Below are 24,096 nucleotides of genomic sequence, written 5' to 3'. Positions count from 1 at the left end.
AGTGTCGATTGCGTATGTTTAATTGAAATTACTGGTAAATTACGTTTTATATTGCTGCCAATAACAGATGCTTCGTCTTATTTATCATCAAAAATCAGTTTTAACGCCTTTTCATTCCGGCAAATTCAAATATTATTGAGCTTTCTGGTACCAAATTTGTTTGGTGTAGCAAAAAGGAATCCATTCAACCAAAATAAATGTAACCAATGAAAATGACCTGCCGATTACTCCTTGCTTTATTACTCATCTCACTATTTTCAACAACTCAGGCTGCCACAAAACAGTTTTCCTACCGGGAAAAATGGGCGGAAGCTGATTCGCTGGCGAATATCCGAAAGCCAGAATCCATAAAAAAAATAATAGAGGAGATTGCCACTCAGGCAGTCAAAGAGAACAATGTTCAGGAACGGGTGAAGGCTTTTGCGGCGCTTCAATTTTTTACGATGAAGGATTCTCTGCCGGAAAATCCGTTGCCAATCTGGCAAAAAGAATATGAGAAATTAAGTGTGCCCGGAAGAGCTGTACTGAAGGCATTTGAAGGTAGGTATCTACATAAGGTATATCGGGATAATCGCTGGAAAATTCTTGACAGGGTCAGTGGGGGAGTAGATTCTACCGATATCAACACGTGGGATGCTCGTTTTTTTGCGGATCAAATCCATCAGTGTTTTAATGAGGCATTGCAGTATCCCGACAGTCTGGCGAAAATTCCTGCCAGGGACTGGCAATCACTTATTTTCGGAGAAAAAGTGGCCTGGGATCGAACGCCTACATTGCTGGATTTGGTGGTCCGGAAAGCATTGAACTTTTATCAGGACGGTAGTATGTATACTCAACCCGTCCCCCGGCCATTACCGCTTTATCAGAAGTCCACTTTGTGGTTAAGAAAACCGGGGGAAGTGATTATTGACCGAAAATCGCCATTGAGCTATTACGATCACTCGATCATCCTGTACCGGCTACTCGAAAGATACCACCAACAAGACGGAGATTCAGTGGCGTTGTTCTATGCCCGGCTCGACCGGATTAAATTCACCTACCAGGAATCTTCGCTTGAGAATACTGATCGTTTGTTTTTGAATGAGATACATGGACTGGAAAAAACCGTTGTTCACTCCGACCTGTTGGCAGATGTTTGGGGAGCGGAAGCAGATTTTTACCAGATGCGGGGAGGAAAGTTTCGGGAAAATGTTCCGCAAACAGTTGAGCATCGAATGGATTGGCTGAAAGCGGCCAGGTTGTATGAAAAAACCTGGAAAAAATTCCCTGAAACAGAAGCGGGCAAGAGAAGCTTCAATAGTCTTCAGCAACTCCGACGGCCGCAGCTATCCACACAATCCGAACCAGTCGTGAGGCCCGGTTTCCCATTTGCCATAAAATTGGATTACCAGAATTTGAAAAGTGTGAAGGTTTCCATCCACAAAATCAATCAGAAACTTTTCCAAACCTATTTTCTACAATACGGGCAGTTGAAAAGCCGTAAAGATTCCTCGAAGCTACTTGGTAGTCCGGTTATTCAGCAAGAAAAATATACGCTCGTACCTGATAGTGATTTGCGTTCGCATAGCACCGAGTTGCTCCTGAAACCATTAGAGGCTGGAGTTTATGTGCTGCAGATTGATGGCGACGGCTGTGAAAGCCTTTCCCCGCTAACGGTTTCCCGGATGTATGTGGAACAGCAGCTAGTCGATGCCGGAACCGTTTTCTCGGTCCGCCGGCAATCGAACGGAGAAGCTGTTGCCGGAGCCGAATTGAGTATACGAAATTTAAACGGAGAACAACTCAATAAATCTTCAATCAAAACGGACAATAAGGGCAGAGCGCTTTGGACGGGTGAAGGCAATTTGGTACAGGTTCGTTCGTTAGCTGATACGTTGAGTCTGCGTTGGCGTAAGCCATATTACCATAAACAAACCGAGACAACAAAAGAGAAGACCTGGTTTTTCACCGATCGGTCTATCTATCGTCCGGGACAGACAGTTTTATTCAAAGCCATTACTTTCCGGACGCATGGCGATACGGCCCGCGCGGTTGCCGGAAAACCAATGGTGGTATTTCTGCGTGATGCACATAACCAGGTGATCGATTCACTGAAAATCCTGACAGATCGGTTCGGTAGTGCGACCGGTCAGTTTCGTTTACCGACCAGTAGTTTAGCGGGCAATTTTACGCTGAGAACATCCGATGGATATCAGTCGTTTCGGGTAGAGACTTACCGGCGTCCTGGATTCCACATTGCGTTCGAAAAATTTGATGGTCAGTACGAGGCGGGTCATCCGGTAGAAGTAAGCGGAACAGTCAAGTCATTCAACGGTATTCCGTTGGCAGGCGTATCCGGAACCTACACAATCACCCGGCAAACGCTGTGGTTTGAGCGGTCGGAAAACAATTCCGGCAACGTACTTTCCGGCCAGTTTAAAACGGATGCTAACGGTCTCTTCCATTTCCAATTCATGCCGAAATCCACAGAAAATGACTTGGGCTTAAACTATGATATTGAAGTCGATGTGACCGACATCAGCGGAGAGACACAGTCGGCGAACCAATCATTGCACATCGCGAAAAAGGCACTGTTCGCCCAACTGAGTGTTCCGCATCAGGTTGATGCTTCCGATAAAAGTATCCGCAAGGGGAAAGGAATTAAGGTGGGATTGAATTTTACCAATTCGGCCAATCATTCCGTTTCGGTGAAAGGAACGGTCACCTTTGCCCGGCTTCAATCTCCTAACCAGTCGTTAAGGGAGCGGGAGTGGGAAGCACCCGACCATCCAATTTACACGAAGGAAGAGTGGGAAAAACGATATCCCGGAAATGTCTACAGCGATCAAATTAAACCGGAGGATTTTCCGGTTGAAAAAGTGCTGACTACTTTAAAATTCAACACGAAAGAACGCTCGTGGTGTTTCCTTCCGGGAAAAAAACTGAAGCCCGGTTATTATAAAGTCACAGCCAAAACAGAAGATGCATTTGGTAGGGAAGTGATTGGAGAGCGGGTCATCCGGGTATTTCGTTCCCAATGCCGGAAATATCCGTTTGTCGATCCATTTTATGTCAACATGGAAAAAACGTCTGCGAAAGTTGGCGACGATTTGAAACTGGATTTGGGGACGACCGGTGAAAGTTTTTGGCAGATTTCGCTGGAAGAACCGGATACGTTGATTCAACTTCCGGTAGTGAAAACGAAAAAGAGCCATCGAGAAGTGAATATCCCGGTGACTGCCGATATGGCAAACGGAGTCGCGGTGCGTGTATCAACGGTTCAATACGGGCGTGCTTTCCGGAAGTTTTTCCGAATCAATGTGATGCAGCCCAATAAAAATTTGCGGGTTACTACGGTTGATTTTCCGGAAAAGGCAGAACCCGGCAAGGAGATCAGCTGGAAAATCAGGGTGACCGATGAAAGTGGTAAAACCGTGCAGGCCGAAGTGGGGGGCGTGGTGTACGATGCTTCCCTCGACGACATTTTAGCGCATAACTGGAGTTTAAATCTTATTCAACACTGGTTTTATGTCCGGCAAATGCCGCTCATGATTCGTCCGGTACAAAATGATTACGCCAGGAGCCCGGATTTAACCTTGCAAAAAGTGCAAACGGAAGTGGTTCCGGAACTGGGACTTCCGCAATGGATAGACTTTAGGACCGATCAAGCCGTCTTTTTTGTGGTGGAAGATAGGGCTAAAATGAATTCGTTAAGTAAAGATGAAGAGGTGAACGAGAGTATTAGAATCCGTGGAGCTAGTTCTTCACCGAAGGTAGAACAGCCGAAAATTCGCAGTGACTTCCGCGAAACAGCCTGGTTTGGTCCGCAGTTGAAGACGGATGCCAATGGAATGGCTACCATTCATTTCCGCATGCCTGATGCGTTGACGAAGTGGAAGTTCATGGCGCTGGCACACACCATTGATGGGAAAACCGGCACAATTGATACGTCGTTTGTCAGCCAAAAGTCCTTCATGGTAGAACCCTATCCGGCGCGTTTTCTGGTGGCCGGCGACGAGGTTGAATTGCCGGTGAAAGTAACCAACCTTTCGGGGAAAGAACTGGAAGCAGATATCCATTTGAAGCTGGTTAGCGCCGATGGCAGTAATTTCTCACTACCCGGATTTGAACCACGCCACATCGCGTTGGAGGATGGTGAATCAGGAGTTGTAAAGTGGTTGGTCAACGCACCTGAGAAACCGGGTTTGTACCGGATTCAGGTAGCCGGTTCGGCTGGTTCCCTGAGTGATGGCTACGAAAAAACCATTAATGTACTTCCTACAGAACAATGGATGGTACAGTCGGAAACATTTCGGTTAAAACCGGGGGCATCGAAAATCTGGAATCCGTTATTCCTGAAAGGAAAACAACAAGATAATGACCGCTGGACACTGGAATGGATGGGAAATCCGGTTTGGCAGGCTATCGAAGCATTGCCATCGGTGATGAGCAGCCGGCCACGCAGTGCTACCGGACTGGCCAACCGGCTATATGCTTCAGCAACCGTTCAAAGCTTGCTGAAGGAACATCCGGAGATTCAAACAGAATTGGCAAAACAAAGGGCCCGGCTGCTAAGCCAACCCGATTCGTTGAAAACGCAAATGGAGCGTAACGATGATTTGGCTGCCATCCGGTTGAACGAGACGCCATGGATGGATGATGCCATTCGGGAGAAGAAACAATTACAGCTGTTCAATACAGACACGATTGCCATGAATATTAGCGATGACTTATCGCGCCTAAAAGCCATGCAGCAGGAAGACGGTGGCTTTTCCTGGTATCCCGAAATGAAGACGAGTTCATGGATTACTGCACAGGTGGTGAATAATCTGTCGTCACTTATTCACAAGAATGCCTTGTCGGGAAAAGAACAAGCGATGGCGGATACGATACTGTCAAAAGCGATTCATTACCTCGAAAAGGAAATGGTGGCAAGCTACAAACGGCTGAGCGGGAAAGAACAGAAACAGTATGTTCCGTCATCCAACATCATCGATTATTTGTACGCTGCCACAACTCTTGAACAGCAACCGGTCGGGAATGAAGGAAAAGCTGCAGAACAATTCTTCTTACGGAAACTTTCTCAAACCTGGATGAAGTTGAGCTTGTATCAGCAGGCGCAAAGTGCCTCGGTTTTATGGTCGACTGACTACCGGAAAACCGCTCAAACGATTGTTGAGTCGTTAAAGGAACGCGCGGTGAAGAGTAAAGAGTTGGGCATGTATTGGAGAACGGAAAATTCGCCCTGGTTCTACCGCGAATCGTCACTTTCGCTGCAGGCTATTATAATGCAGTTGTTTGAGAAAACCGGTGCTCCGGAAGCCGATTTGGCTGCCATGAAGTTGTGGCTGTTGCAGCAGAAAAGAACACACGCATGGGCTAATTCAGACGAAACAGTGAAAGCAGTTGAGGCGTTGCTATCAACGGGAGTTGACACGCCCCTGGAAACATCAGCGCCTACCGTTCTTATAAATGGTCAACCGGTGTCGACAACCCATTCCGGTTCACCGAAAGGATATTTCAAATACACGCTGCCTTCCGAATTGCCCGAAAACGCAAAGTTGGAGCTTCGGAATAACGGAAAGACGACCGGTTTTGGGGCCTTATATCACCAGTTCTTTGCTCCGGTCGATAGCTCATTGTCAACCGGGAACGGAATGACGGTGACCAAGTCGTTGTATCGTGTTGTCCGCCGAAATGGTGGAGAGTCACTTACGTCCGATTTGAAAGGGATCGAGCCAGGCGACTTAATGATGGTCCGGCTACGGATTCATGCGAATCGTGATTTGGGATTTGTCTCCATCTCCGACGATCGTCCCGCCGGCACCGAACCGGTAAAGCAGCTTTCCGGCTATGAATCGAGCGGTCGCGTGTGGTATTACCGTGTCAACACCGACGAACAAACCCGCTTCTTTATTCAGGAATTGAAACAAGGCGATTATCTGTTGGAATATCCCTTAAGGGTAAGCCACAATGGCGATTTTAGCTCTGGTCGGGTAACCATTCAGTGCCAGTTTGCACCGGCATTCAATGCATCCGATACGGCAGGAGAAGTTATCATTGCACAATAGGTGGAGAACTACCGCGGGCTGTGATGCGGGAGACTCGGTAAACGGGCAAAAAAGGTCCGGACCGGGAAAGTAATACGCGATTGTGGGACGAAAGTGGTGCAGAGATGGGTAGAAAAGGGCCGGACCTGGATAGAAAGGGTTGGGAGCTGCACAGAAAGGGGCTGTTTCAGCAAAGAGAGGGTCTGGACCTGAGGAAATGAGGTCGGTACCGCGACAGAAATGCTCGGGAGCAGGGTAGAAAGAGTCGGGAGCCTCACAGAACAGGTCCGGACTGGGGAAAAAAGGGTACAGACTTGGGTAAATGAGGTCGGGAGCAAGATGGAAAAGCTACTTGGGTAGGAAAAGAAAAACGGAACGTGATGCAGCTAACAATAGTAGCTCGTCACGTTCCGTAATTGTTTTATACTTTCCGTTTGTTGGCAATGGTGAAGTAAATAATGAAGCCAAGCGAAACAAAAACCAATACAATTCCAAAAGGAATCAGTGCATTATAAGAATGCGCCCATGGGATTCCCGGTAGGTTCTGAATCACGTCGGCTACGATGAGACCGACACCACCCATGAAGGTGACCAAAGCCCATTTCAGGGTTTTGTACCGGCTGGGTTCCGGATCTTCAGCTGTGCGCGGAACAACTTCCAAAATGCCTGCTTTCTCAAAATGTCCTTCTTTAATAATACGGCGTTTCAGGAGATAGTCGGTCAAAGTCCTGAGAAGGTAATATATACCGTAAAAAACGACTGCGGTTACAAATACGTCTTGCATGATTTTCAGTTTTAAATGTTGTTTGCCCTATATGTCGACACGCTGGTAAGAAAGGTTGCAGTGAATCTCAATTTTTTCTTTTAGCTTTATTTGAAATCCTCTTGAGTGATTGAAAAACAGGGAGGAATAATGATTGAATTGTTTGTCGCAAAAATTTATTGAGCGGGAGTGCAACATTTCTTCAGGTAGTGAAGACATATACATACGTATGAACGATCACGATATCGTAAAACAGGTAGTTAACGGGAATGAAAATGCTTTCCGGTTTTTGGTGCAAAAGCATCAGAGGTTGGTGTGGCATGTGGTTTGGCGTATGGTCGGAAAGCCGGATGATATTGAAGATATTTGCCAGGATGTGTTTATGAAAGTGTATAAAAGTATTCCCCGTTTCCGGAACCAATCGAAGCTGTCGACCTGGATTGCTTCCATTGCCTGGAACACGTGTTCTGACTACCTGAAAAAACACCAGCGTGATCGGTTGGAGTTATTGGAAACCATTCCGGCGAAAGCTGAATTGAGCATGACGGAAGATGCCACCTGGCGGGTGGTTCACGAAACCGACATGAAGGCAGTAGTGCGAAAAGGAATCGAACAGCTGCCCTTGCCGTATCAGACCGTTTTGACGCTCTACCACCTGGAAGAGTTTTCGTACCACGAAATTGAAGAGATTACCGGTATGCCGGAAGGAACAGTAAAAAGTTACCTGAACAGGGCGCGAAAGCAGTTGCGGGAAATCTTGGAACATGCCCTTCCGGGAGAAGCTGCGGCTTTTCATCGAATGGAAGCATGATTTTTGATTAAATTACGACGTTATGAAGGAAGAAGCATACAACGAAATGGACCAACTGATTCATGAAGTTTTGAAAGAGGAGCCCAGATTTTCACTTTCAACCGACTTTGCCGATCGCGTTAGCCGGAAAGTGGGGGACCGTATGTTGAGGAGGCGTTTGATAACGGAGTATGCGCTCAAGATTGGCGTGACTATCGTTCCGCTTCTCGTCCTGGCCGGGATATGGTTTTTTGTTTCTCCGGAAACCATTCAAAGCTGGCTTAGGAATCCGGTAGGCGAATATCTTCCTTACATATTATTAATAATATTGATTGCTTTTGTTGTTTTCGCCGACCAGGTCGTCCTTCGTTTTTTCTTATTGCGAAGAAAATGACCCATTTCCGAAGCCACTCATCTTAAACTCCCTGATGCCGTTGTCTTTTCGCCGGAAATATGCGAATTTTGTTCTCGGAATTAAAACTTTACTTCATGAGCGAAGACAGACAGATTATTTTTTCGATGTACAAGGTGAGTAAAGCCTTCACCCCGCAAAAACAGGTTATCAAAGATATTTCTCTTTCGTTTTTTCTTGGAGCGAAAATCGGGATCATCGGTTTAAACGGTTCCGGAAAATCGACGTTGCTGAAGATTATTGCCGGTTTGGAGCAGGACTATCAGGGCGAAGTTGTTTTCTCTCCCGGATATACGGTCGGTTATCTGCCGCAGGAACCGCAGCTCGACGAATCGAAAACGGTAAAGGAGATTGTACAGGAAGGCACCCAGGAAGTAGTCGACATCCTGAATGAATATGAAGAGATCAATCAGAAGTTCGGTTTGCCGGAATATTACGAAGATGCCGACAAGATGCAGAAGCTGATGGATCGGCAGGCGGCATTGCAGGAACAGATTGACGCTACCGATGCATGGAACCTCGACAACAAACTGGAACGTGCCATGGATGCTCTGCGCTGCCCGGACGGTGAAACGCCGGTGAATATATTGTCGGGTGGCGAGCGCCGTCGGGTAGCGTTGTGTCGTCTTCTTCTGCAGGAACCCGACGTTTTACTGCTCGACGAGCCGACGAACCACCTGGATGCCGAATCGGTGCAGTGGCTCGAAATGCACTTGCAGCAATATAAAGGTACGGTCATCTCCATCACGCACGATAGGTACTTCCTCGATAATGTAGCGGGCTGGATTCTGGAACTCGACCGTGGCGAAGGCATTCCCTGGAAAGGAAACTACACCGGTTGGCTGGAGCAGAAACAGAAGCGGATGGCTCAGGAAGCAAAAGGAAATGTGAAGCGCCGGAAAACATTGGAGCACGAGCTGGAGTGGGTGAAAATGACGCCTAAAGCCCGTCATGCCAAATCAAAGGCCCGTCTGGGAGCTTACGAGAAGCTGTTGAACGAAGATGTGAAGCAGAAAGAGGAGAAGCTCGAGATATTTATCCCGAACGGTCCGCGTTTGGGAGACAAAGTGATTGAAGCGCACGGCGTATCCAAAGGTTTTGACGATCGGTTGCTGTTCGAAAATCTCGATTTTACCCTTCCACCTAACGGAATTGTGGGAGTGATTGGCCCGAACGGTGCCGGAAAAACAACGCTGTTCAAGATGATGATGGACATGGAACAACCCGATGCGGGGACATTTTCGGTTGGTGAGACTGTAAAGTTGGGGTACGCCGACCAGACACACGCTGACATTGATCCGGAGAAAACGGTCTACCAGGTCATTTCCGGCGGCAACGACGAAGTGCAGGTGGGCGGACGCTCCATCAACGCCAGAGCTTATGCAGCCCGGTTCAACTTCAGTGGTGCCGACCAGGAGAAGAAGTGTGGTATCCTTTCGGGAGGTGAGCGCAATAGGTTGCATTTGGCGCTTACGCTGAAATCAGGGGCCAACGTGCTGTTACTCGATGAGCCGACGAACGATATTGATGTCAATACGCTGCGGGCACTGGAAGAAGGTCTCGACAATTTTGCCGGTTGTGCTGTGGTAATTTCTCACGATCGGTGGTTTTTAGACCGGATTGCGACCCATATTTTGGCCTTCGAGGGCAATTCTTACGTTCACTTTTTTGAAGGAAGTTACTCCGAATACGAAGAAAATAAGAAGAAACGGCTTGGAGATGCCGGTCCACACCGGATAAAATACAAGAAATTGGTCAAATGAAGATAATTACATATGTTTATTCTAAGGCCGGATTTTTCCGGCTTTTTTGTTGGTATTGAAAGATGTAATTTCCAGATATTCAGAATTAAATACTGTTTATTTTAACTTCTTTTTTTCTTTTATACAGATCTTAAGAGTCGAAGGGTAATACATAGAATGGTTCTAATTTTTTGTTAGTATTATTTAAAACTGGTTTAAATTAAATTAGCTTTATGGTTGCAATGTACACATATACAGTTTTATAGGTGTTGATTTTTGCCTGTTTTTATATGTTGTTAAGTCGATTTTGATAAAAAGATAAGATGCAACCTATCTTTTGGCATTTGGTCGGTTTAAAAATTTACTTACGTTTATCCCACCAAAACGATAGGAAAAGTAGGAAATTAAAAACGAATGAAAATGAGAGTAATATCGTTGATTGCCGCTGTTCTTTTTATGTGGAACTGGCAGGTGAAGGCGCAGGAATCATTCCATTTAGTAGCTGATAAAAGCTCAGTCGAGGTTGATGGAACTTCAACGCTACACGATTGGAATATGAAGACGGCCGATTTAAAATGTACTGCCGTGATGGGAATTGATGGGACGGCTGTGAACAGCATTGAAAGTGTGACGTTCTCTTGTCCGGCAGAGAGCCTGAAAAGCCATGAAAGTTCTATTATGGATAAAAAAGCTTACAAGGCTATAAAAACCGATAAATACCCGGAAATTCGTTTTACTTCGGATAGCGTAGAAAATCTGAAGAGTACCGGAAACGAATTTAGCGGCGACCTGGTTGGAAAGTTTCAGCTGGTTGGAGTAACGAAAACCATTAAAATTCCTTTTAATGGGAAAGTTTCGGACGCCGGACATGCGGTAGTGAGCGGAAGTTTTAAAATCAAGATGTCGGAGTACGGAATCGAGCAGGTAACCGCCATGTTCGGAGCTATCAAAACCGGCGACGGCCTTACCGTGAAATATAATTTTGAATTCGCCAAGTAATTAAAAAAAACGCAATGTTCGACCGTGAGTTGGATTAGTGTGAATTGCGGAGACATTGCACCAATAAATAAATAGTAACCACAGATTTTAACCAATTGTTATGAAAAGAGTATTCTTTCTTTTTGCAGGGTTATTGATTGCATCATTCACTTTTGGACAGCAATTCGAACAACCCAAGCTCGATGGAAGCAATTTTACAAAAGTGAAAGCACATATTGGCGCTGATTTTGCGTTACAATATCAGGCCCTGGATCAATCTGCCGACGGTACCAACTTGATTCCGTTGGGATCGGGATTGAACCTGCCGACAGCTAACATGAAAATTTACGCTGATTTGGCTCCCGGGGTACAGGTTCACCTGACTACTTATTTGTCTTCTCGTCACCACGAGGATACCTGGGTAAAAGGAGGGTATTTACTGATGGATCAGCTTCCCTTCCTGAACTCTGAGGCTGTTGACAAACTGATGCAGAAACTGACCATCAAAGTAGGTATGATGGAACTCAACTACGGTGATGAGCACTTCCGTCGTTCAGATAATGGTCACGTAATCAATAATGCATTTGTTGGTAACTACATCATGGATGCTTTCACCACTGCTGGTGCTGCTGAAGTAATGTACCGCAACAATGGCTGGTTGGCAATGGGTGCAGTTTCCAATGGTACCTTGAAACCGGCTATCGCTGCATACAATGCGAGAAATGATTCTTATACAACTTACAATACTGCAGACGAACTGGCTTTCTATGGTAAAGTAGGTTTCGACAAGCAGTTGGACGAGAATTTCCGTCTGCGTGCAACCCTTTCAGGTTATTCATGTGCAAAAAACCACTTCGGTTCGCTTTATAATGGTGACCGTACCGGTTCTCGTTACTACTTGGTAATGAAGGAGCAAACCGGAAGCGCTGACGACGTGGATATTTCTTCTGGTCATACTACTGGTCGTTGGGGCCCGGGTTTCACCAACAAAGACAACTCTATGATGGCCAACCTTTTCGCTAAGTACTACGGATTCGAATTGTTCGGAACTTACGAAAAAGCAAAAGGTACTGGTGCATTCGGTGGTGATTTTGACTTCAACCAATTTGCAATCGAAGGTATTTATCACTTTGGTGGACAAGAGCAGTTCTATCTGGGTACCCGTTACAACAAAGTGAAGAACAGCACTGACATGTCAGTTGACCGTGTACAGATTGCAGGTGGATGGCACATGACCAAGAACATCGTTGCTAAGCTGGAGTATGTAGATCAGAACTACAAAAACTTCGCTAACTACGGAACCAATGCCGGATTCAACGGTATTATGTTCGAAGCTGGAATTTCTTTCTAAGTTCATCCAGGTTACATCCATAATATATTGTTTAGTAAAGACCTTCCCCCCTCGTGGGGGAAGGTTCTGTTTTTTCATTTGGACGTGTAATCTTGTACTGAAGTAGCAAAAGATTGGAACAAAAGCTTTTTTATTCGGGTATACTTTAATGTAACCGAAAAGAAATATGAAAAGAAGGGTTGACATAGGGAAGATATTTGTTCGGGTTATTCTTTTTGTATTCCCGCTGCTTTTCGGCGGATGGGTGAAAAGTGCTGATTTCAAAGGCATTTGTCAATTGGCCAAAGTACGTATTGATGGTTCGACGAATGTCAATCAGTTCCATTTTTATTATGATCAGCCTCAGGAAGAGGATTTTGCATTGTCCTCAGCGTCGACTGGTTCTGAAGCTGATGCTTCTTCTCTTGTTTTTTATGTGCCAGTCGATCAAATTGACGCGAGCAACCCCGCCATGCTCAGTGACTTCAAAGATCTACTGAAAGCGTCAAAATATCCCAAAATCAAAATTACTCTTCGCAAGGACGAGTTGGCCAGTTTATTTGCAGCACAGCGTGTGGCCAATATTCCGCTAGCCATAACCATTGCAGGGATTACCAACGATTATGATACGCCGATTGAAGTCGTTAACAATGAGGAAAATCGGGTGGTTGTAAAGGGTAGGACCCGTATCCGTCTGACTGACTACAACATTTCCCCGCCGCGTCGTTTCCTGGGAATGATCCGGGTGAAAGACGAAGTATTTATTAATTTTGAGATCAAACTAATCACCCAAAAAGCCAATTCGCCGTGAAGTTTAATACGAAAACCAGATATGGGATCCGTGTAATGATTGAGGTAGCATTAAACAGCGGTCCCGACGGTATTTATCAAAAGGATATCGCCGAAAATCAGGATTTATCAGTAAAATACCTCGACCAGATTATTGCTTCACTAAAAGCAGCAGGTTTAATAGCCAACGTGCGCGGGCGAAAGAGTGGCTACATTCTTGGACGCGCGCCCTCCCAAATTACCATCTACGATATACACCGGGCCTTCGAACCTGGAATTTGCATTGTCGATTGCCTTTCGAAAAACTACGATTGTGAGAAGGCTGACCATTGCACAGCCCGCGATTTTTGGGATGTTTTAAACCAAAAAGTCGTTGAACATTTTAAAAGTATGACGGTCGAGGCGTTGGTGGCCGATGTGCGAAAACGCAACGAAGAAAAAGTGTAAGCACCGCATGCCTGTTTGTTACAATCTCTCAAGCTCATCTATTCTTCTCTTTGTACTGCCGGAACGAGTTTTCAGAGACCAATTTTTTACGTGATATGGCTGGCGACAATCGTTGTGTTACAAAATTGTTTTTGCCCAGGCTTCATCCTGTTTCATCTACCGTCAGGTAAATTGCCGTTCAATACGGATTGATTGTTTCTCAAAAATGTTACTTCAATGTTACCTGCATGTTTGCAGGTAGTTAAAACCCCTATTCTTGCTGAGTAGAGCGCCATTCATCTTGTAACATTATTGTAATTTTTCCTTAACTGCGGTGTAACAACCTCGTAGCACATTTGCTTCCGGAAAGTTACTTTAAGTTATCTAACAATGAGAAAGATTCAATTCAGCCTGCTGTTGCTGATCATGATCAGTGGCAGCCTGTTTGCACAGTCAGCAAAAACGGAAACGAGTAATGCTGATTTCAAACCACACGGAAAAGCTTTTGTTAAGGTTTTCAGTGATTTCAAGTATGAACAAAGTCAGCCGGCATTCGAAGTGACCCGGGCTTATTTCGGTTACGAATATGCCTTTAGTCAGCAGTTTTCCGGTAAGATTAATTTCGATATTGGGAATCCTGGTGTTGGAGGTCTGCAGATGACAGCCTACTTGAAAAATGCTTATTTACAGTACGCCAACGACAACCTGAAATTGAATTTCGGTTTGATTGGGACCAAAGCATTTAATCTTCAGGAAAGCATGTGGGGACATCGTTACCTGTACAAATCGTTCATGGATCAGCATGGTTACGATCCGAGTGCCGATTTGGGTGCTTCGGCAGTGTTGAAACTGGCCTCGGCGGCAAGTTTGGATGTTTCTGTCCTGAACGGTGAAGGGTACAAGCATCTTCAAAAAGACAGTGTTTTGATGTACACAGCTGGTATAACCTTGAAACCTGTTAAAAACCTTTATGCCCGCCTGTATGTTGATTACATGAAAAAAACTGTTGCTCAGAGTACATATACCGCATTTTTGGGATACAAGGGCGATAAGTTTACAGCTGGTGCTGAATACAACTATCAGCAGGGGCATGGCAATGTAACCGACCACGATTTATCTGGTATATCATTGTATACGACTGTGAATGTGGCAAAGAAATCGGATGTTTTTGTTCGTTACGACAACCTGACATCAAAGAAAATTAACGGAGCAGCAGATGGATGGAATATAGCCAAAGACGGTAGTCTGTTCTTAGCTGGTCTGGAACTCAGTCCTGTTAAAGGAGTAAAAGTAGCACCTAACCTCCGTGTTTGGAGTCCGGCTCAGAGCGGAGGCAGTGCTGAAACAGGTTTCTATCTCAATCTGGAAATGAAATTTTAACTCTTCTTCCATAATCTTGAAACAGCTCTTTAATAGTTGAATTATAAAACCTTTTTAAAATGAAAAAGATCCTAATTTTATTGGCTGTCGTAACAGCGTTTACGTCATGCAAAAGCGGCAGTAAGAAAAAAGGTACTGATGAGAAGTCGGCCAAGACTGAAATTTCATTGAGTGCCGCGGGTTCCACCTTCGCAGGACCTTTCTACAAAACTGCTTTCAAAAAGTATTTCGATTTAACCGGTGTTCAAACATCGTATGGTCTGACCGGATCGGGTGCTGGTATCCGCAGCCTGAAGGATCGTGTAGTTGACTTCTGTGGAAGCGATGCTTTCTTAAGCGATGCTGAAGCAGCCAATATGCCCGCGCCGGTTGTTCACGTGGCTACCTGTAGCGGTGCTGTTGACATTGCTTTCAACGTACCCGGAATCGATTCAATCAAACTGGATCAAGAAGTATTGGCTGATATTTTCCTTGGAAAAATCACTAACTGGAATGATGCCAAACTGAAAGCAATCAACCCTGGTGTTAAATTCCCGGACCTGGCTATCTCTGTAGTTCACCGTTCAGACGGTAGTGGTACTACCTTCATCTTCAGTGACTATATGTCAAAGATCAGCAAGGAATGGAAAGATCAAATTGGCGTTGGAAAATCACTGAACTGGCCTACCGGTATGGGTGCCAAAGGAAATCCTGGAGTTGCCGGAACCATCAGCTCTACCGTTGGTTCAATCGGATACATAGGTTCTGACTATGCATTTGCACAGAAAATCTCTTTCGCTCTGGTGAAAAATGCTGCCGGAAACTATATTGCTCCGACCATTGCTGCTGTTAGTGCTGCCGGTAAAGGCGATATGCCTGCTGATACCCGTATCATGGAAACCAACTCAACGGCTCCTGATGCTTATCCGATCAGTGGATTTACCTGGATCATTCTTTACAAAGAACAAGCATATAACGGCCGCTCACTGGATCAGGCTCAGGCTACCGTGAAACTGATCGACTGGATGCTGGATCCTGCTGCACAGGGAATCGCTAAAGAGTTGAAATATGCACCACTGCCGGATAAAGTAGTGCAAATAGACAAAGCTATTTTACGGACGGTGACTTACAACGGAAAACCGATACTCAAATAGAATGCTTCTAATTCACTTCAATGAATAATAGCGATAAGATTACAAAATACTTTTTATTTGCAGGATCATTTTTGATTCTGATTGTTGCAGGCGGTATGGTCTTCTCCCTTGTTGGGGGGGCCATACCGGCTTTTCATAAATTTGGTTGGCATTTTATCACTTCAACGAACTGGAATCCCACTGAAGGACGGGAAAGTTACGGAGCAATGCCTTTTATTGCCGGTACGATGATTACTTCTGTGCTGGCTTTGCTGATTTCGATACCAATGGCATTTTCGACCTCGTTGTTTGTGTCGGAGTATTTTCGTAAAACCCCGGTTGCATCTGTTTTAAGTACACTGGTGGATTTGCTTGCGGGGATTCCTTCCATTGTATATGGCCTTTGGGGCTTTTACACCTTACGTCCGTTTATTATGCATCTCGGACTCAGCCCGCAGGGCTTTGGAGTTTTTACTTCGGGAATCATTCTGGCTATCATGATTATACCTTATGCGACCTCCCTTAGTAACGAGATCATCGTAATGGTGCCGAATGAGCTGAAAGAAGCAGCGTATTCGCTGGGAGCCACCCGGATGGAGGTCATTTTCAATGTGATTGTGCCCAATGCCCGTTCCGGAATTGTGGCCAGTTATATTTTGGCTTTTGGACGTGCTTTAGGTGAAACCATGGCAGTTACGATGTTGATTGGTAATGCGAATAAGGTACCTCATAGTTTATTCGACACCGGTAATACGATGGCCAGCGTCATTGCCAATCAATTTGGTGAAGCAGATGGTCTGAAATTAAGTTCGCTGATCGCCATTGGCCTTTTACTTTTTATTATTACCGCACTGGTGAATACCGCCGGCAAATTTATCATCAAAAAATTGTCCTGACGGAGATTAACTATTTTCAAACCGCAACGAAATGAAAGTGATTGCTATCCGTGATAATTCAAACAGTCGCAATACAAAGAACAAGATTTTTCTGGGGATTGTCATCTTTTTCTCTTTGTTAACCATTTTGCCCATTATTCTGATTGTAGGAGAATTAGTTGTTAAGGGAATTGGACAGATTAATCTCTCGTTTTTTACCGAAGTTGCTCCTGACACGTTACAGGCTATGGTTGCCAAAGCCAACGGAGAAACCATTCCCGGCGGTATTGCCAACGGTATTACAGGTTCCATACTGATTGTGGTTTTGGCCGCGGTGATGGCCATCCCGTTTGGGATTATTACAGGAATTTATCTTTACGAGACCCCTGGCAAACGTTATTCCAACATCATTCGTGATATCGCTGATGTACTCCAGGGCGTTCCGTCTATTGTGCTGGGCCTCATTGTTTATCTGTGGGTTGTGAAGCATATTACTCATAGCTATTCGGCTCTGGCCGGAAGTGTGTCGTTGGCCATTATGATGTTGCCCTTAATCATTCGCTCAACGGAAGAAACGCTCAAAATGATTCCCGGAACGCTCAAAGAAGCTGCAGTTGCTCTTGGTGTACCTTATCATAAGATTATACTTCGCGTTCTAATCCCTTCAAGTTTCAGCGGATTGCTCACCGGTATTTTGATTTCTATTTCGCGAATACTTGGTGAAACTGCACCGCTTATGTTGACAACGCTTGGAAACCCCCGGATTAACTGGGATATTACACATCCAACCAGTGCTGTGCCGCTGTTGATCTGGCAATTCTACAACGACCCGAATATGGTGGAATTGATTTGGAGTTCCTCACTCTTCCTGATGGGATTTGTACTCACGTTGAACATCATCTCGAAGCGAATTTCGGCAAAGCACAGTATTCATTAACTTAGCAGAAAAGATTCTGTCGGTTGGCAGACGTGACGAAAAAACGAAATTTTGAACAGTAAAGCATTTCCGGCTTAAATCGAACAATATCGATGAACGAAAATATTATTGAAGTTAAAAACCCCGTATTGTCTATTCAGAACTTGTCGATTGCATACGACAAGGGAGGTAAGTATGCCGTAAAAGATGTTTCGGTTGACGTAAAACGTGATTCTATTACAGCAATAATGGGACCCTCGGGGTGTGGTAAAAGTACCTTGCTGAGAGCCATTAACAGGATGCACGAGTTGTACCCGAACATTGTTACCGAAGGGAAAATCCTGCTGAACGATGAAGATGTGTACGGAATGTCGACCATTAAACTCAGGCGGAAGATTGGAATGGTTTTTCAACGACCCAATCCGTTCCCGACCATGAGTATTTTCGATAATGTGATTGCCGGATACAAACTCAACGGAATTCGATTGAAAAAAAGCGAGAGGGAAGAAATTGTTGAAACCTCGCTCCGGGATGTGGCTTTGTGGGATGAGGTAAGAGAGTCGCTCTTTAAAAAAGGAACGTTTCTTTCCGGGGGACAACAGCAACGGTTGTGCATTGCCCGTGCGTTGGCGTTCAAACCAGATGTAATTCTTCTGGACGAGCCTACATCCGCACTCGATCCGGTAGCAACAGCACGAGTTGAGGATCTGTTGGTTGAATTGAAGAAAAATTACACCATCGTCCTGGTGACACATAACATGTCTCAGGCGGCTCGTATTTCAGATAACGCCATGTTTATGTATCTTGGAGAATTGGTGGAATACGATAAAACGAAAACGATGTTTACGAACCCGAAAGATTCGCGTACCGAAGGTTATCTTACCGGAGAATTTGGGTAAGTCGTATGCAATCGGATCACGGAATAGTAAATAATTGCAAGCAACCAACTTAACCAAACGAAAGTTTTACTTTCCTTAAATCGAACGAACAAATGAGCATAAACAAGGAAAACGCGATACAGGATATTCTCTCACGCTTCGAGGATATGGCCAACACCATTCTTCGTCAACTCGACCTGATTGAGGAAGTAATGAGCCAGGGAGAAACAGAAGTTCCGGCAAACATTGCAAAGGAAATTGCCAGCAACGAGAAAAAAATTAACAAACTGGATGTGAAAATTGGCGAAAAGATTGTCAACACCATCGTACTGCAGAAGCCGGTAGCTTCCGATTTGCGTCAGATGATGGCGATTTACCAGATGGTTGGCGATTTGGAACGCATTGGGGATTTAGTGACCAATATTGCCGGTTCGATTCCCAAGATTAAGGATGAGGCGGTATTCGAGCGCTTGTCGGATGTAATCTCCAATATGTTGATCTCGAGTGTAAATATGGTTCGGAAATCAATTCTTTCGTTTATCAATAACGATAAGGAGTATGCAATTTGGACCATCAAAAATGACGCGGTAATTGACGAACTGAATCATAAACTCATAAAGAAAACCGTTAAAAAGAGTAAACTACCTAAGGAAACTCAGGATATGTTGCTCAGTTTTATCAATATCAACAGTATTATTTCGAATATTGAACGCATTGCTGACCATGCAACTAACGTAGCAGAAGCATCGATTTATTCGCTCGAGGGGACAGATATCCGCCATAAGCAGATTGATCTGGATGGTGACGATTTATAGCACAATGTCAGCTTAATGGTGGTGAAGGAGCTTGGTCGACGAAAAACTTATGAAAAATGGCAAAAGATAAACCTCGCATTTTAATTGTTGACGACGAAGAGGACATTTGCGAAATTCTTCAGTTTAACCTCGAAAGTGAAGGTTTTGAAACAGATGTTGCGCTTTCGGCTGAAGATGCAATGACCAAAAAGCTTAAGAAGTACAACCTGATTTTGCTGGATGTGATGATGGGCAAAATGTCTGGTTTTCGTTTGGCCGAAAAGATTCGGAAAGACATGGGCCTGACCGTTCCAATCATTTTTCTTACAGCAAAAGATACTGAGAACGATGTGGTGACCGGCTTTAATATTGGAGCCGACGATTATATTCCGAAGCCATTTTCGATAAAAGAAGTGGTCGTTCGGGTAAAGGCAGTAATGCGTCGCAGCAGTGGTGAAATACAACACGTAGAGCCTGTAATTACTTCCGGTAAATTTAAACTCGACACCGAAATAAAACGCTTACTGATTGGTGAAAAGAAAATTGAGCTGACACGTAAGGAGTTTGAAGTGATGCGGTTATTGATGGAAAACGAAGGAAGAATTTTTCCGCGAGAAGACATTTTGAGCCGCGTTTGGAGTGATGACGTGGTGGTGACCGACCGAACCGTTGATGTAAACATTACGCGGTTACGCAAGAAATTGGGAGAGTACGGAAAGTGCATCCGGAACAAGTCGGGTTTTGGCTATTATTTTGAGGTTTAATACTGACAAAATTTAAATACAACAATGTTTACAAAAGACAGCTTTCAGCGAAAATTATTCTTCTATTATTTTTCTCTTTTCGCGGTATTTACTGCGTCGGTTCTGATTTATCAGTATCAACGTGAAAAAGAATACAGAATAGGGCAGCTCGATGCTTCGCTTGAGAGCTACGCTAATTTGACCGATCAATACATCCGGCACGAAAAAATCTATTCCACCGGCAATTTTTCCAAGCTCGATTCTCTGAAATCACTGATTCCGAGCGACGAAGTGCGTATAACGGTCATTAATCACGATGGCAAGGTTCTGTATGATAGTTCGGTGAAAGATTACGCGCACATGGAGAATCATTTGCAGCGCCCCGAAATACAGAAATCGATTTATTCCGACTTTGGTGCGAACCTGCGGAAATCACATACAACCGGAAAGGATTACTACTATTTTGCCCGTTTCTACCAGGATTATTTTGTTCGGGCGGCAGCCGTTTACAATATGCAGATTCAGCATTTTCTGCAAGCCGAAAAGACATTCATCATATTCATTCTTTTCCTGTTTTTCGTCATCTGGCTCGTTCTGCGCATCGTATCGCGCCGCATGGGCGACAGTATCAATAAGCTGAAGGATTTTGCGGTAACCATTCGTCGAGGAGGTACATACGATCGCAACATCCAGTTCCCCGATGATGAGCTCGGAGTTATTAGTCACGAAATCATCAAGCTTTATAAGCAGTTGCGCAGAACCAAGGATGAGCTGACCCAGGAGAAGGAGAAGTTATTCAGTCACCTTTTTGTGCTAAACGAAGGAGTGGCGTTCTTTTCATCCGAAAAGAAAACCATGCTTTCGAATAACCACTTTATTCAGTTCATTAATATCATCTCCGAGGAATCGACCATTTCCGCCGAGCAGGTGTTTCAAGTAAAAGCGCTTGACGCTATCAACCTTTTTCTGGACGAAATACTGCAATCGGAAACGGAGTTTTTCCTGCATGACTTGCCGAGAACAGAAATGAATGTTCAGGTTGGTGGACGATATTTCCATGTGCAGTGCATTGTTTTCCAGGATAAAACTTTCGAGATTATCATTACGGACAATACCAAGCTGGTAAAGCAGCGTTTGATGAAACAGCAAATGACTTCAAACATTGCGCACGAGCTAAAAACGCCCATTGCTTCGGCAAGAGGTTACCTCGAAACGATACTCGAATCGCCCGGTCTCGATCCCGAAAAGCAACGTCATTTTATCGAAAAGGCAAACAGTCAGGTAAACCGGTTAACCAAATTGGTTGGCGACATTGCCTTGTTGAATAAGATAGAAGAGGCAGGAGAGTATTACGCCATCGAGAAAGTGACGGTTGGGAAACTGATTTCAGAAGTTGTCGATAGTTTCCAGACCATGATTAACCGCAAGAGTGTGGTGGTTGAGGTCGACGCTGATTATGATTTGGCGGTGAAAGGAAATTATTCCCTGGTATTCTCCATCTTCCAGAACTTAATGGAAAATGCGTTAAACTATGCGGGTGAGAATATTACCATTACCATTAAGCATTACCTCGAAGACGACAAGTTCCATTATTTTGCTTTCTCCGACAATGGAGTCGGCATAGCAGAAGAGCACCTGTCACGCATTTTTGAACGTTTTTACCGGATTGATTCAGGACGTTCACGCAAATTGGGTGGAACAGGTCTGGGGCTGGCCATTGTGAAACATGCTGTGGTATACCAGAAAGGCGAGATTACCGTAAGAAACCGGAAAGAAGGAGGACTCGAATTCCTGTTCTCTTTACCCCGGTTTATCGAAAAGAAATAATACATATCATCATTCAGGTGAAGGCTGTCCCGGTAACGGGATGGCCTTTCTTTTCAACGACAAAATTACAGTTTGATAGTGACATAATGACTTAGTTTGAAGTTGGTTATGCGTATTTGTGTCAGTTGGTTTTTCTTTCTGAAAAAGTGATGAAAAAAGAATTTATTGTAAATCAATCGACTTGCTAAATATGGCCGCAAGTGAAGGGGAAATTGATTGGGCATGGCACATAACTTGTTTTTTAACTTAGTGAATTTGCTAATTGAAATCAGATGTAAGAACTTGAATGTTGAACTTAAAAGTTAGGAGGGTTTATTATGGCAATTGTAAAAGCTAACAACCGAATGTTCCCGTCTGTCCCTTCTTTCTTCGATAACTTTTTCTCAAGGGATTGGATGGATTGGACAAATTCCAATTTCGCAGACATAGACAGTACGTTGCCTGCTGTAAATGTTAAGGAATCGGATGATGACTATGTAATTGAAGTCGCTGCTCCGGGATTGTCCAAAGATGATTTTAAAATCGATTTGGATAATAACCGTTTGACTATTTCTTCCGAAAAGCAGGAAGAAAACAAGACAGACGAAGAGGGCAAATATACGCAGCGCGAATTCAGGTATCAGGCTTTCCAGCGTACGTTCCATCTGCCTGGAAATGTAGTAGACAGTGATAAGATCGCGGCTAAGTACAAAGATGGAATTTTGTGCGTTACGCTTCCCAAACGGGAAGAAATAAAGCCGAAACCTGCCAAGCAAATCAAGATTTCATAAAACATGCAAAAGGCCGTCAGTCATCGACGGCCTTTTTTCATACGGGTAATGCATGTTTGGTTTACAACTAATTACTTTCGATTACCTGTCCTTTCTCCCGGTACAAATCAATCTTCCCGTCAAGCAGAACAGCAATCACCGTAACCTGCGGGTCAAGCACTCTTTCAGGAACATCGATATAAACGATGCCCGGCACGCTACTCCAGTATTGTTTCCCAATTACTTTCCAGTTGAGTTTGGTACCGTTGCCAACGACCCAGATTCGGTTTATTTTGTTTTTCAATCCTTTTATCATTAATGGTCCTACCGGTTTATAAGGCAGGTACAGGTAAAGGATGTCTCCCTTTTGGTTGAGCGCTGTTGGGCCGTAAAAATGTTCGGGTGGAATGCCTGCCCGGGTTCCGTAAATCGCTTCCTTATGTTTCGATGTCCAGCGCCCCAGTTCTTTTAAAATATCAACTTGTTGTTGCGGAATGGTCCCGTCTGCTTTCGGACCAATGTCCAGTAGCAAATTGCCACCCATGCTGATGCATTCCACCAGCATCCGGATGATTTGATTTGCCGATTTGTAGTTGGTGTCGTTGGGCTGGTATCCCCACGAATTATTCATGGTCATGCACAGTTCCCAGTATTTACTGTCGGGTTTCTTAACCGGAAGACCTTGCTCGGGGGTTTCGTAATCGCCATACCCTTGAATGCGGGAATTCAGGATGACGTTCTTGTTGTATTTTCTTAAGGCAGCGGCCAGTTCCTTAGCATGCCACTTTTCAGCGGATTGTTCCCAGTCACCATCAAACCAAAACAGAGCGGGATGAAATTTTTTAGAAAGTTCTTCCAGTTGGCAAAAATTGAATTTAACAAAGCGGTTCCAGCGGACTGAATCGTTGGTGTATCGTTTCTTTTCACGGGTCCAATTCGGATAATTCGGGTTGCTCCAGTCGAGCAGGGAGTAATAAAGGCCAACTTTCAATCCTTCTTTTCGGGCAGCTTTAACAAATGGAGCGACCAAATCGCGACCGGCTGGTGTTTTCTTTACCACGTTCAAATCGCTACACTCTGTATCCCACAAGGCAACACCATCGTGATGCTTCGTGGTTAACACCGTATATTTCGCTCCACTCTCTTTGATCAATTTAGCCCATTCTTCGGGATGGTAATTGGCGGCCGTAAAGCCTTTGAGCTGCTTCATGTAATCGGGATAGGAAATATATCCGTTGTAAAATGACCAGCTTTCGTCTATTCCGTTTACCGCATAAATGCCCCAGTGGATGAAGATGCCCAGCTTCGCATCTTTGAACCAGGCCATTCGTTTTGCTTTTTCCTGCGAAGTCTCAGTGTTTTGAGCTTTTACCTTGAAACCAACGAGTAGAAACAGAAGTAAAAATACCGGAAGAATGCGATTCATTGCACAAATGGTTTAGTCGTCCAATTATTGAAAGCAATTTACGGTATTGGCAAATCTTTTTAAAAACTTTTACAAAGTTTGTTGAGAATATGAATTTTATTCCTGATGGCAGGGCATGAAGAATCCTGAGATTTTTG

At 44.5% G+C, this 24,096-nt stretch carries 19 protein-coding genes; 17 read left to right on the top strand and 2 right to left on the bottom strand.

Translation table 11 applies throughout. The features are described 5' to 3' along the window. Nucleotides 1-206 precede the first annotated feature (206 nt). Entirely contained in the window at nt 207-6,050 is a 5,844-nt protein-coding gene (locus tag GJU87_RS13670) for an alpha-2-macroglobulin (RefSeq protein WP_153640029.1), read from the top strand. Between the two features lie 400 nt (nt 6,051-6,450). On the opposite strand, the gene GJU87_RS13665 is transcribed toward GJU87_RS13670, so the two are convergent. Beyond that, entirely contained in the window at nt 6,451-6,813 is a 363-nt protein-coding gene (locus GJU87_RS13665) for a hypothetical protein (protein WP_153640028.1), read from the bottom strand. A gap of 208 nt (nt 6,814-7,021) precedes the next feature. Here GJU87_RS13665 and GJU87_RS13660 point away from each other — a divergent pair, with 208 nt between their 5' ends. The 16 genes from GJU87_RS13660 to GJU87_RS13585 all read left to right on the top strand — a co-directional run bounded on the left by GJU87_RS13660 (nt 7,022) and on the right by GJU87_RS13585 (nt 22,554). Next, the gene (locus tag GJU87_RS13660) at nt 7,022-7,603 is read left to right on the top strand and encodes an RNA polymerase sigma factor (RefSeq protein WP_153640027.1); all 582 of its coding nucleotides are present in this window, start codon (nt 7,022-7,024) and stop codon (nt 7,601-7,603) included. A gap of 22 nt (nt 7,604-7,625) precedes the next feature. After that, on the top strand, nt 7,626-7,976 hold the full coding sequence (locus GJU87_RS13655; RefSeq protein WP_153640026.1) for a hypothetical protein: 351 nt from the start codon (nt 7,626-7,628) through the stop codon (nt 7,974-7,976). A gap of 95 nt (nt 7,977-8,071) precedes the next feature. Then, nucleotides 8,072-9,757, top strand: a complete 1,686-nt coding sequence (gene ettA / locus GJU87_RS13650; protein WP_153640025.1) for an energy-dependent translational throttle protein EttA — start codon at nt 8,072-8,074, stop codon at nt 9,755-9,757. A 393-nt stretch (nt 9,758-10,150) separates the two neighbouring features. Continuing rightward, on the top strand, nt 10,151-10,735 hold the full coding sequence (locus tag GJU87_RS13645; protein WP_153640024.1) for a YceI family protein: 585 nt from the start codon (nt 10,151-10,153) through the stop codon (nt 10,733-10,735). A gap of 100 nt (nt 10,736-10,835) precedes the next feature. Beyond that, complete coding sequence (locus tag GJU87_RS13640; protein WP_153640023.1) at nt 10,836-12,065, top strand: hypothetical protein; 1,230 nt, start codon at nt 10,836-10,838, stop codon at nt 12,063-12,065. A 166-nt stretch (nt 12,066-12,231) separates the two neighbouring features. Then, complete coding sequence (locus tag GJU87_RS13635; RefSeq protein ID WP_153640022.1) at nt 12,232-12,855, top strand: YceI family protein; 624 nt, start codon at nt 12,232-12,234, stop codon at nt 12,853-12,855. Continuing rightward, on the top strand, nt 12,852-13,280 hold the full coding sequence (locus GJU87_RS13630) for an Rrf2 family transcriptional regulator (protein ID WP_153640021.1): 429 nt from the start codon (nt 12,852-12,854) through the stop codon (nt 13,278-13,280). The genes GJU87_RS13635 and GJU87_RS13630 overlap by 4 nt, the downstream gene beginning before the upstream one ends. Before the next feature lie 369 nt (nt 13,281-13,649). After that, the gene (locus tag GJU87_RS13625; protein ID WP_153640020.1) at nt 13,650-14,639 is read left to right on the top strand and encodes a hypothetical protein; all 990 of its coding nucleotides are present in this window, start codon (nt 13,650-13,652) and stop codon (nt 14,637-14,639) included. Nucleotides 14,640-14,698: 59 nt separating this feature from the next. Beyond that, on the top strand, nt 14,699-15,772 hold the full coding sequence (gene pstS / locus GJU87_RS13620) for a phosphate ABC transporter substrate-binding protein PstS (RefSeq protein ID WP_153640019.1): 1,074 nt from the start codon (nt 14,699-14,701) through the stop codon (nt 15,770-15,772). A 20-nt stretch (nt 15,773-15,792) separates the two neighbouring features. Further along, nucleotides 15,793-16,647, top strand: coding sequence for a phosphate ABC transporter permease subunit PstC (pstC, locus tag GJU87_RS13615; RefSeq protein ID WP_153640018.1), 855 nt, complete (start codon nt 15,793-15,795; stop codon nt 16,645-16,647). A 31-nt stretch (nt 16,648-16,678) separates the two neighbouring features. After that, complete coding sequence (gene pstA / locus GJU87_RS13610; RefSeq protein ID WP_153640017.1) at nt 16,679-17,563, top strand: phosphate ABC transporter permease PstA; 885 nt, start codon at nt 16,679-16,681, stop codon at nt 17,561-17,563. Nucleotides 17,564-17,655: 92 nt separating this feature from the next. After that, nucleotides 17,656-18,441: a phosphate ABC transporter ATP-binding protein PstB gene (gene pstB / locus GJU87_RS13605; RefSeq protein WP_174821595.1), complete on the top strand. Its 786-nt coding sequence runs from the start codon at nt 17,656-17,658 to the stop codon at nt 18,439-18,441. 92 nt (nt 18,442-18,533) lie between these two features. Beyond that, on the top strand, nt 18,534-19,235 hold the full coding sequence (gene phoU / locus GJU87_RS13600) for a phosphate signaling complex protein PhoU (protein WP_153640016.1): 702 nt from the start codon (nt 18,534-18,536) through the stop codon (nt 19,233-19,235). A gap of 56 nt (nt 19,236-19,291) precedes the next feature. Next, entirely contained in the window at nt 19,292-19,978 is a 687-nt protein-coding gene (locus tag GJU87_RS13595; protein WP_153640015.1) for a response regulator transcription factor, read from the top strand. Between the two features lie 24 nt (nt 19,979-20,002). Further along, a complete protein-coding gene (locus GJU87_RS13590; protein WP_153640014.1) occupies nt 20,003-21,784 on the top strand; it encodes an ATP-binding protein in 1,782 nt (593 codons plus the stop codon). Nucleotides 21,785-22,101: 317 nt separating this feature from the next. After that, nucleotides 22,102-22,554 (top strand): Hsp20/alpha crystallin family protein, encoded by a 453-nt coding sequence (locus tag GJU87_RS13585; RefSeq protein ID WP_153640013.1) that lies wholly within the window; start codon nt 22,102-22,104, stop codon nt 22,552-22,554. Nucleotides 22,555-22,621: 67 nt separating this feature from the next. Here GJU87_RS13585 and GJU87_RS13580 read toward each other — a convergent pair whose 3' ends face one another. Further along, on the bottom strand, nt 22,622-23,959 hold the full coding sequence (locus GJU87_RS13580; RefSeq protein WP_153640012.1) for an alpha-L-fucosidase: 1,338 nt from the start codon (nt 23,957-23,959) through the stop codon (nt 22,622-22,624). Between the last annotated feature and the right edge of the window lie 137 nt (nt 23,960-24,096).

The sequence above is a fragment of the Prolixibacter sp. NT017 genome (assembly GCF_009617875.1).
Taxonomy (GTDB): Bacteria; Bacteroidota; Bacteroidia; order Bacteroidales; family Prolixibacteraceae; genus Prolixibacter.
Note: the sequence above shows the minus strand (reverse complement) of the source record. Positions and strands in the feature narration are given on the sequence as shown.

Excerpts from the sequence above, each read along its gene's own strand:
- GJU87_RS13585 (WP_153640013.1), top strand. The coding sequence starts at position 22,102 with ATGGCAATTGTAAAAGCTAACAACCGAATGTTCCCGTCTGTCCCTTCT.
- GJU87_RS13670 (WP_153640029.1), top strand. The coding sequence starts at position 207 with ATGAAAATGACCTGCCGATTACTCCTTGCTTTATTACTCATCTCACTA.
- GJU87_RS13640 (WP_153640023.1), top strand. The coding sequence starts at position 10,836 with ATGAAAAGAGTATTCTTTCTTTTTGCAGGGTTATTGATTGCATCATTC.
- pstB (WP_174821595.1), top strand. The coding sequence starts at position 17,656 with ATGAACGAAAATATTATTGAAGTTAAAAACCCCGTATTGTCTATTCAG.
- GJU87_RS13580 (WP_153640012.1), bottom strand. The coding sequence starts at position 23,959 with ATGAATCGCATTCTTCCGGTATTTTTACTTCTGTTTCTACTCGTTGGT.
- GJU87_RS13660 (WP_153640027.1), top strand. The coding sequence starts at position 7,022 with ATGAACGATCACGATATCGTAAAACAGGTAGTTAACGGGAATGAAAAT.
- GJU87_RS13625 (WP_153640020.1), top strand. The coding sequence starts at position 13,650 with ATGAGAAAGATTCAATTCAGCCTGCTGTTGCTGATCATGATCAGTGGC.
- GJU87_RS13645 (WP_153640024.1), top strand. The coding sequence starts at position 10,151 with ATGAAAATGAGAGTAATATCGTTGATTGCCGCTGTTCTTTTTATGTGG.
- pstC (WP_153640018.1), top strand. The coding sequence starts at position 15,793 with ATGAATAATAGCGATAAGATTACAAAATACTTTTTATTTGCAGGATCA.
- GJU87_RS13665 (WP_153640028.1), bottom strand. The coding sequence starts at position 6,813 with ATGCAAGACGTATTTGTAACCGCAGTCGTTTTTTACGGTATATATTAC.
- pstS (WP_153640019.1), top strand. The coding sequence starts at position 14,699 with ATGAAAAAGATCCTAATTTTATTGGCTGTCGTAACAGCGTTTACGTCA.
- phoU (WP_153640016.1), top strand. The coding sequence starts at position 18,534 with ATGAGCATAAACAAGGAAAACGCGATACAGGATATTCTCTCACGCTTC.
- GJU87_RS13655 (WP_153640026.1), top strand. The coding sequence starts at position 7,626 with ATGAAGGAAGAAGCATACAACGAAATGGACCAACTGATTCATGAAGTT.
- GJU87_RS13590 (WP_153640014.1), top strand. The coding sequence starts at position 20,003 with ATGTTTACAAAAGACAGCTTTCAGCGAAAATTATTCTTCTATTATTTT.
- pstA (WP_153640017.1), top strand. The coding sequence starts at position 16,679 with ATGAAAGTGATTGCTATCCGTGATAATTCAAACAGTCGCAATACAAAG.
- GJU87_RS13595 (WP_153640015.1), top strand. The coding sequence starts at position 19,292 with ATGGCAAAAGATAAACCTCGCATTTTAATTGTTGACGACGAAGAGGAC.
- ettA (WP_153640025.1), top strand. The coding sequence starts at position 8,072 with ATGAGCGAAGACAGACAGATTATTTTTTCGATGTACAAGGTGAGTAAA.
- GJU87_RS13635 (WP_153640022.1), top strand. The coding sequence starts at position 12,232 with ATGAAAAGAAGGGTTGACATAGGGAAGATATTTGTTCGGGTTATTCTT.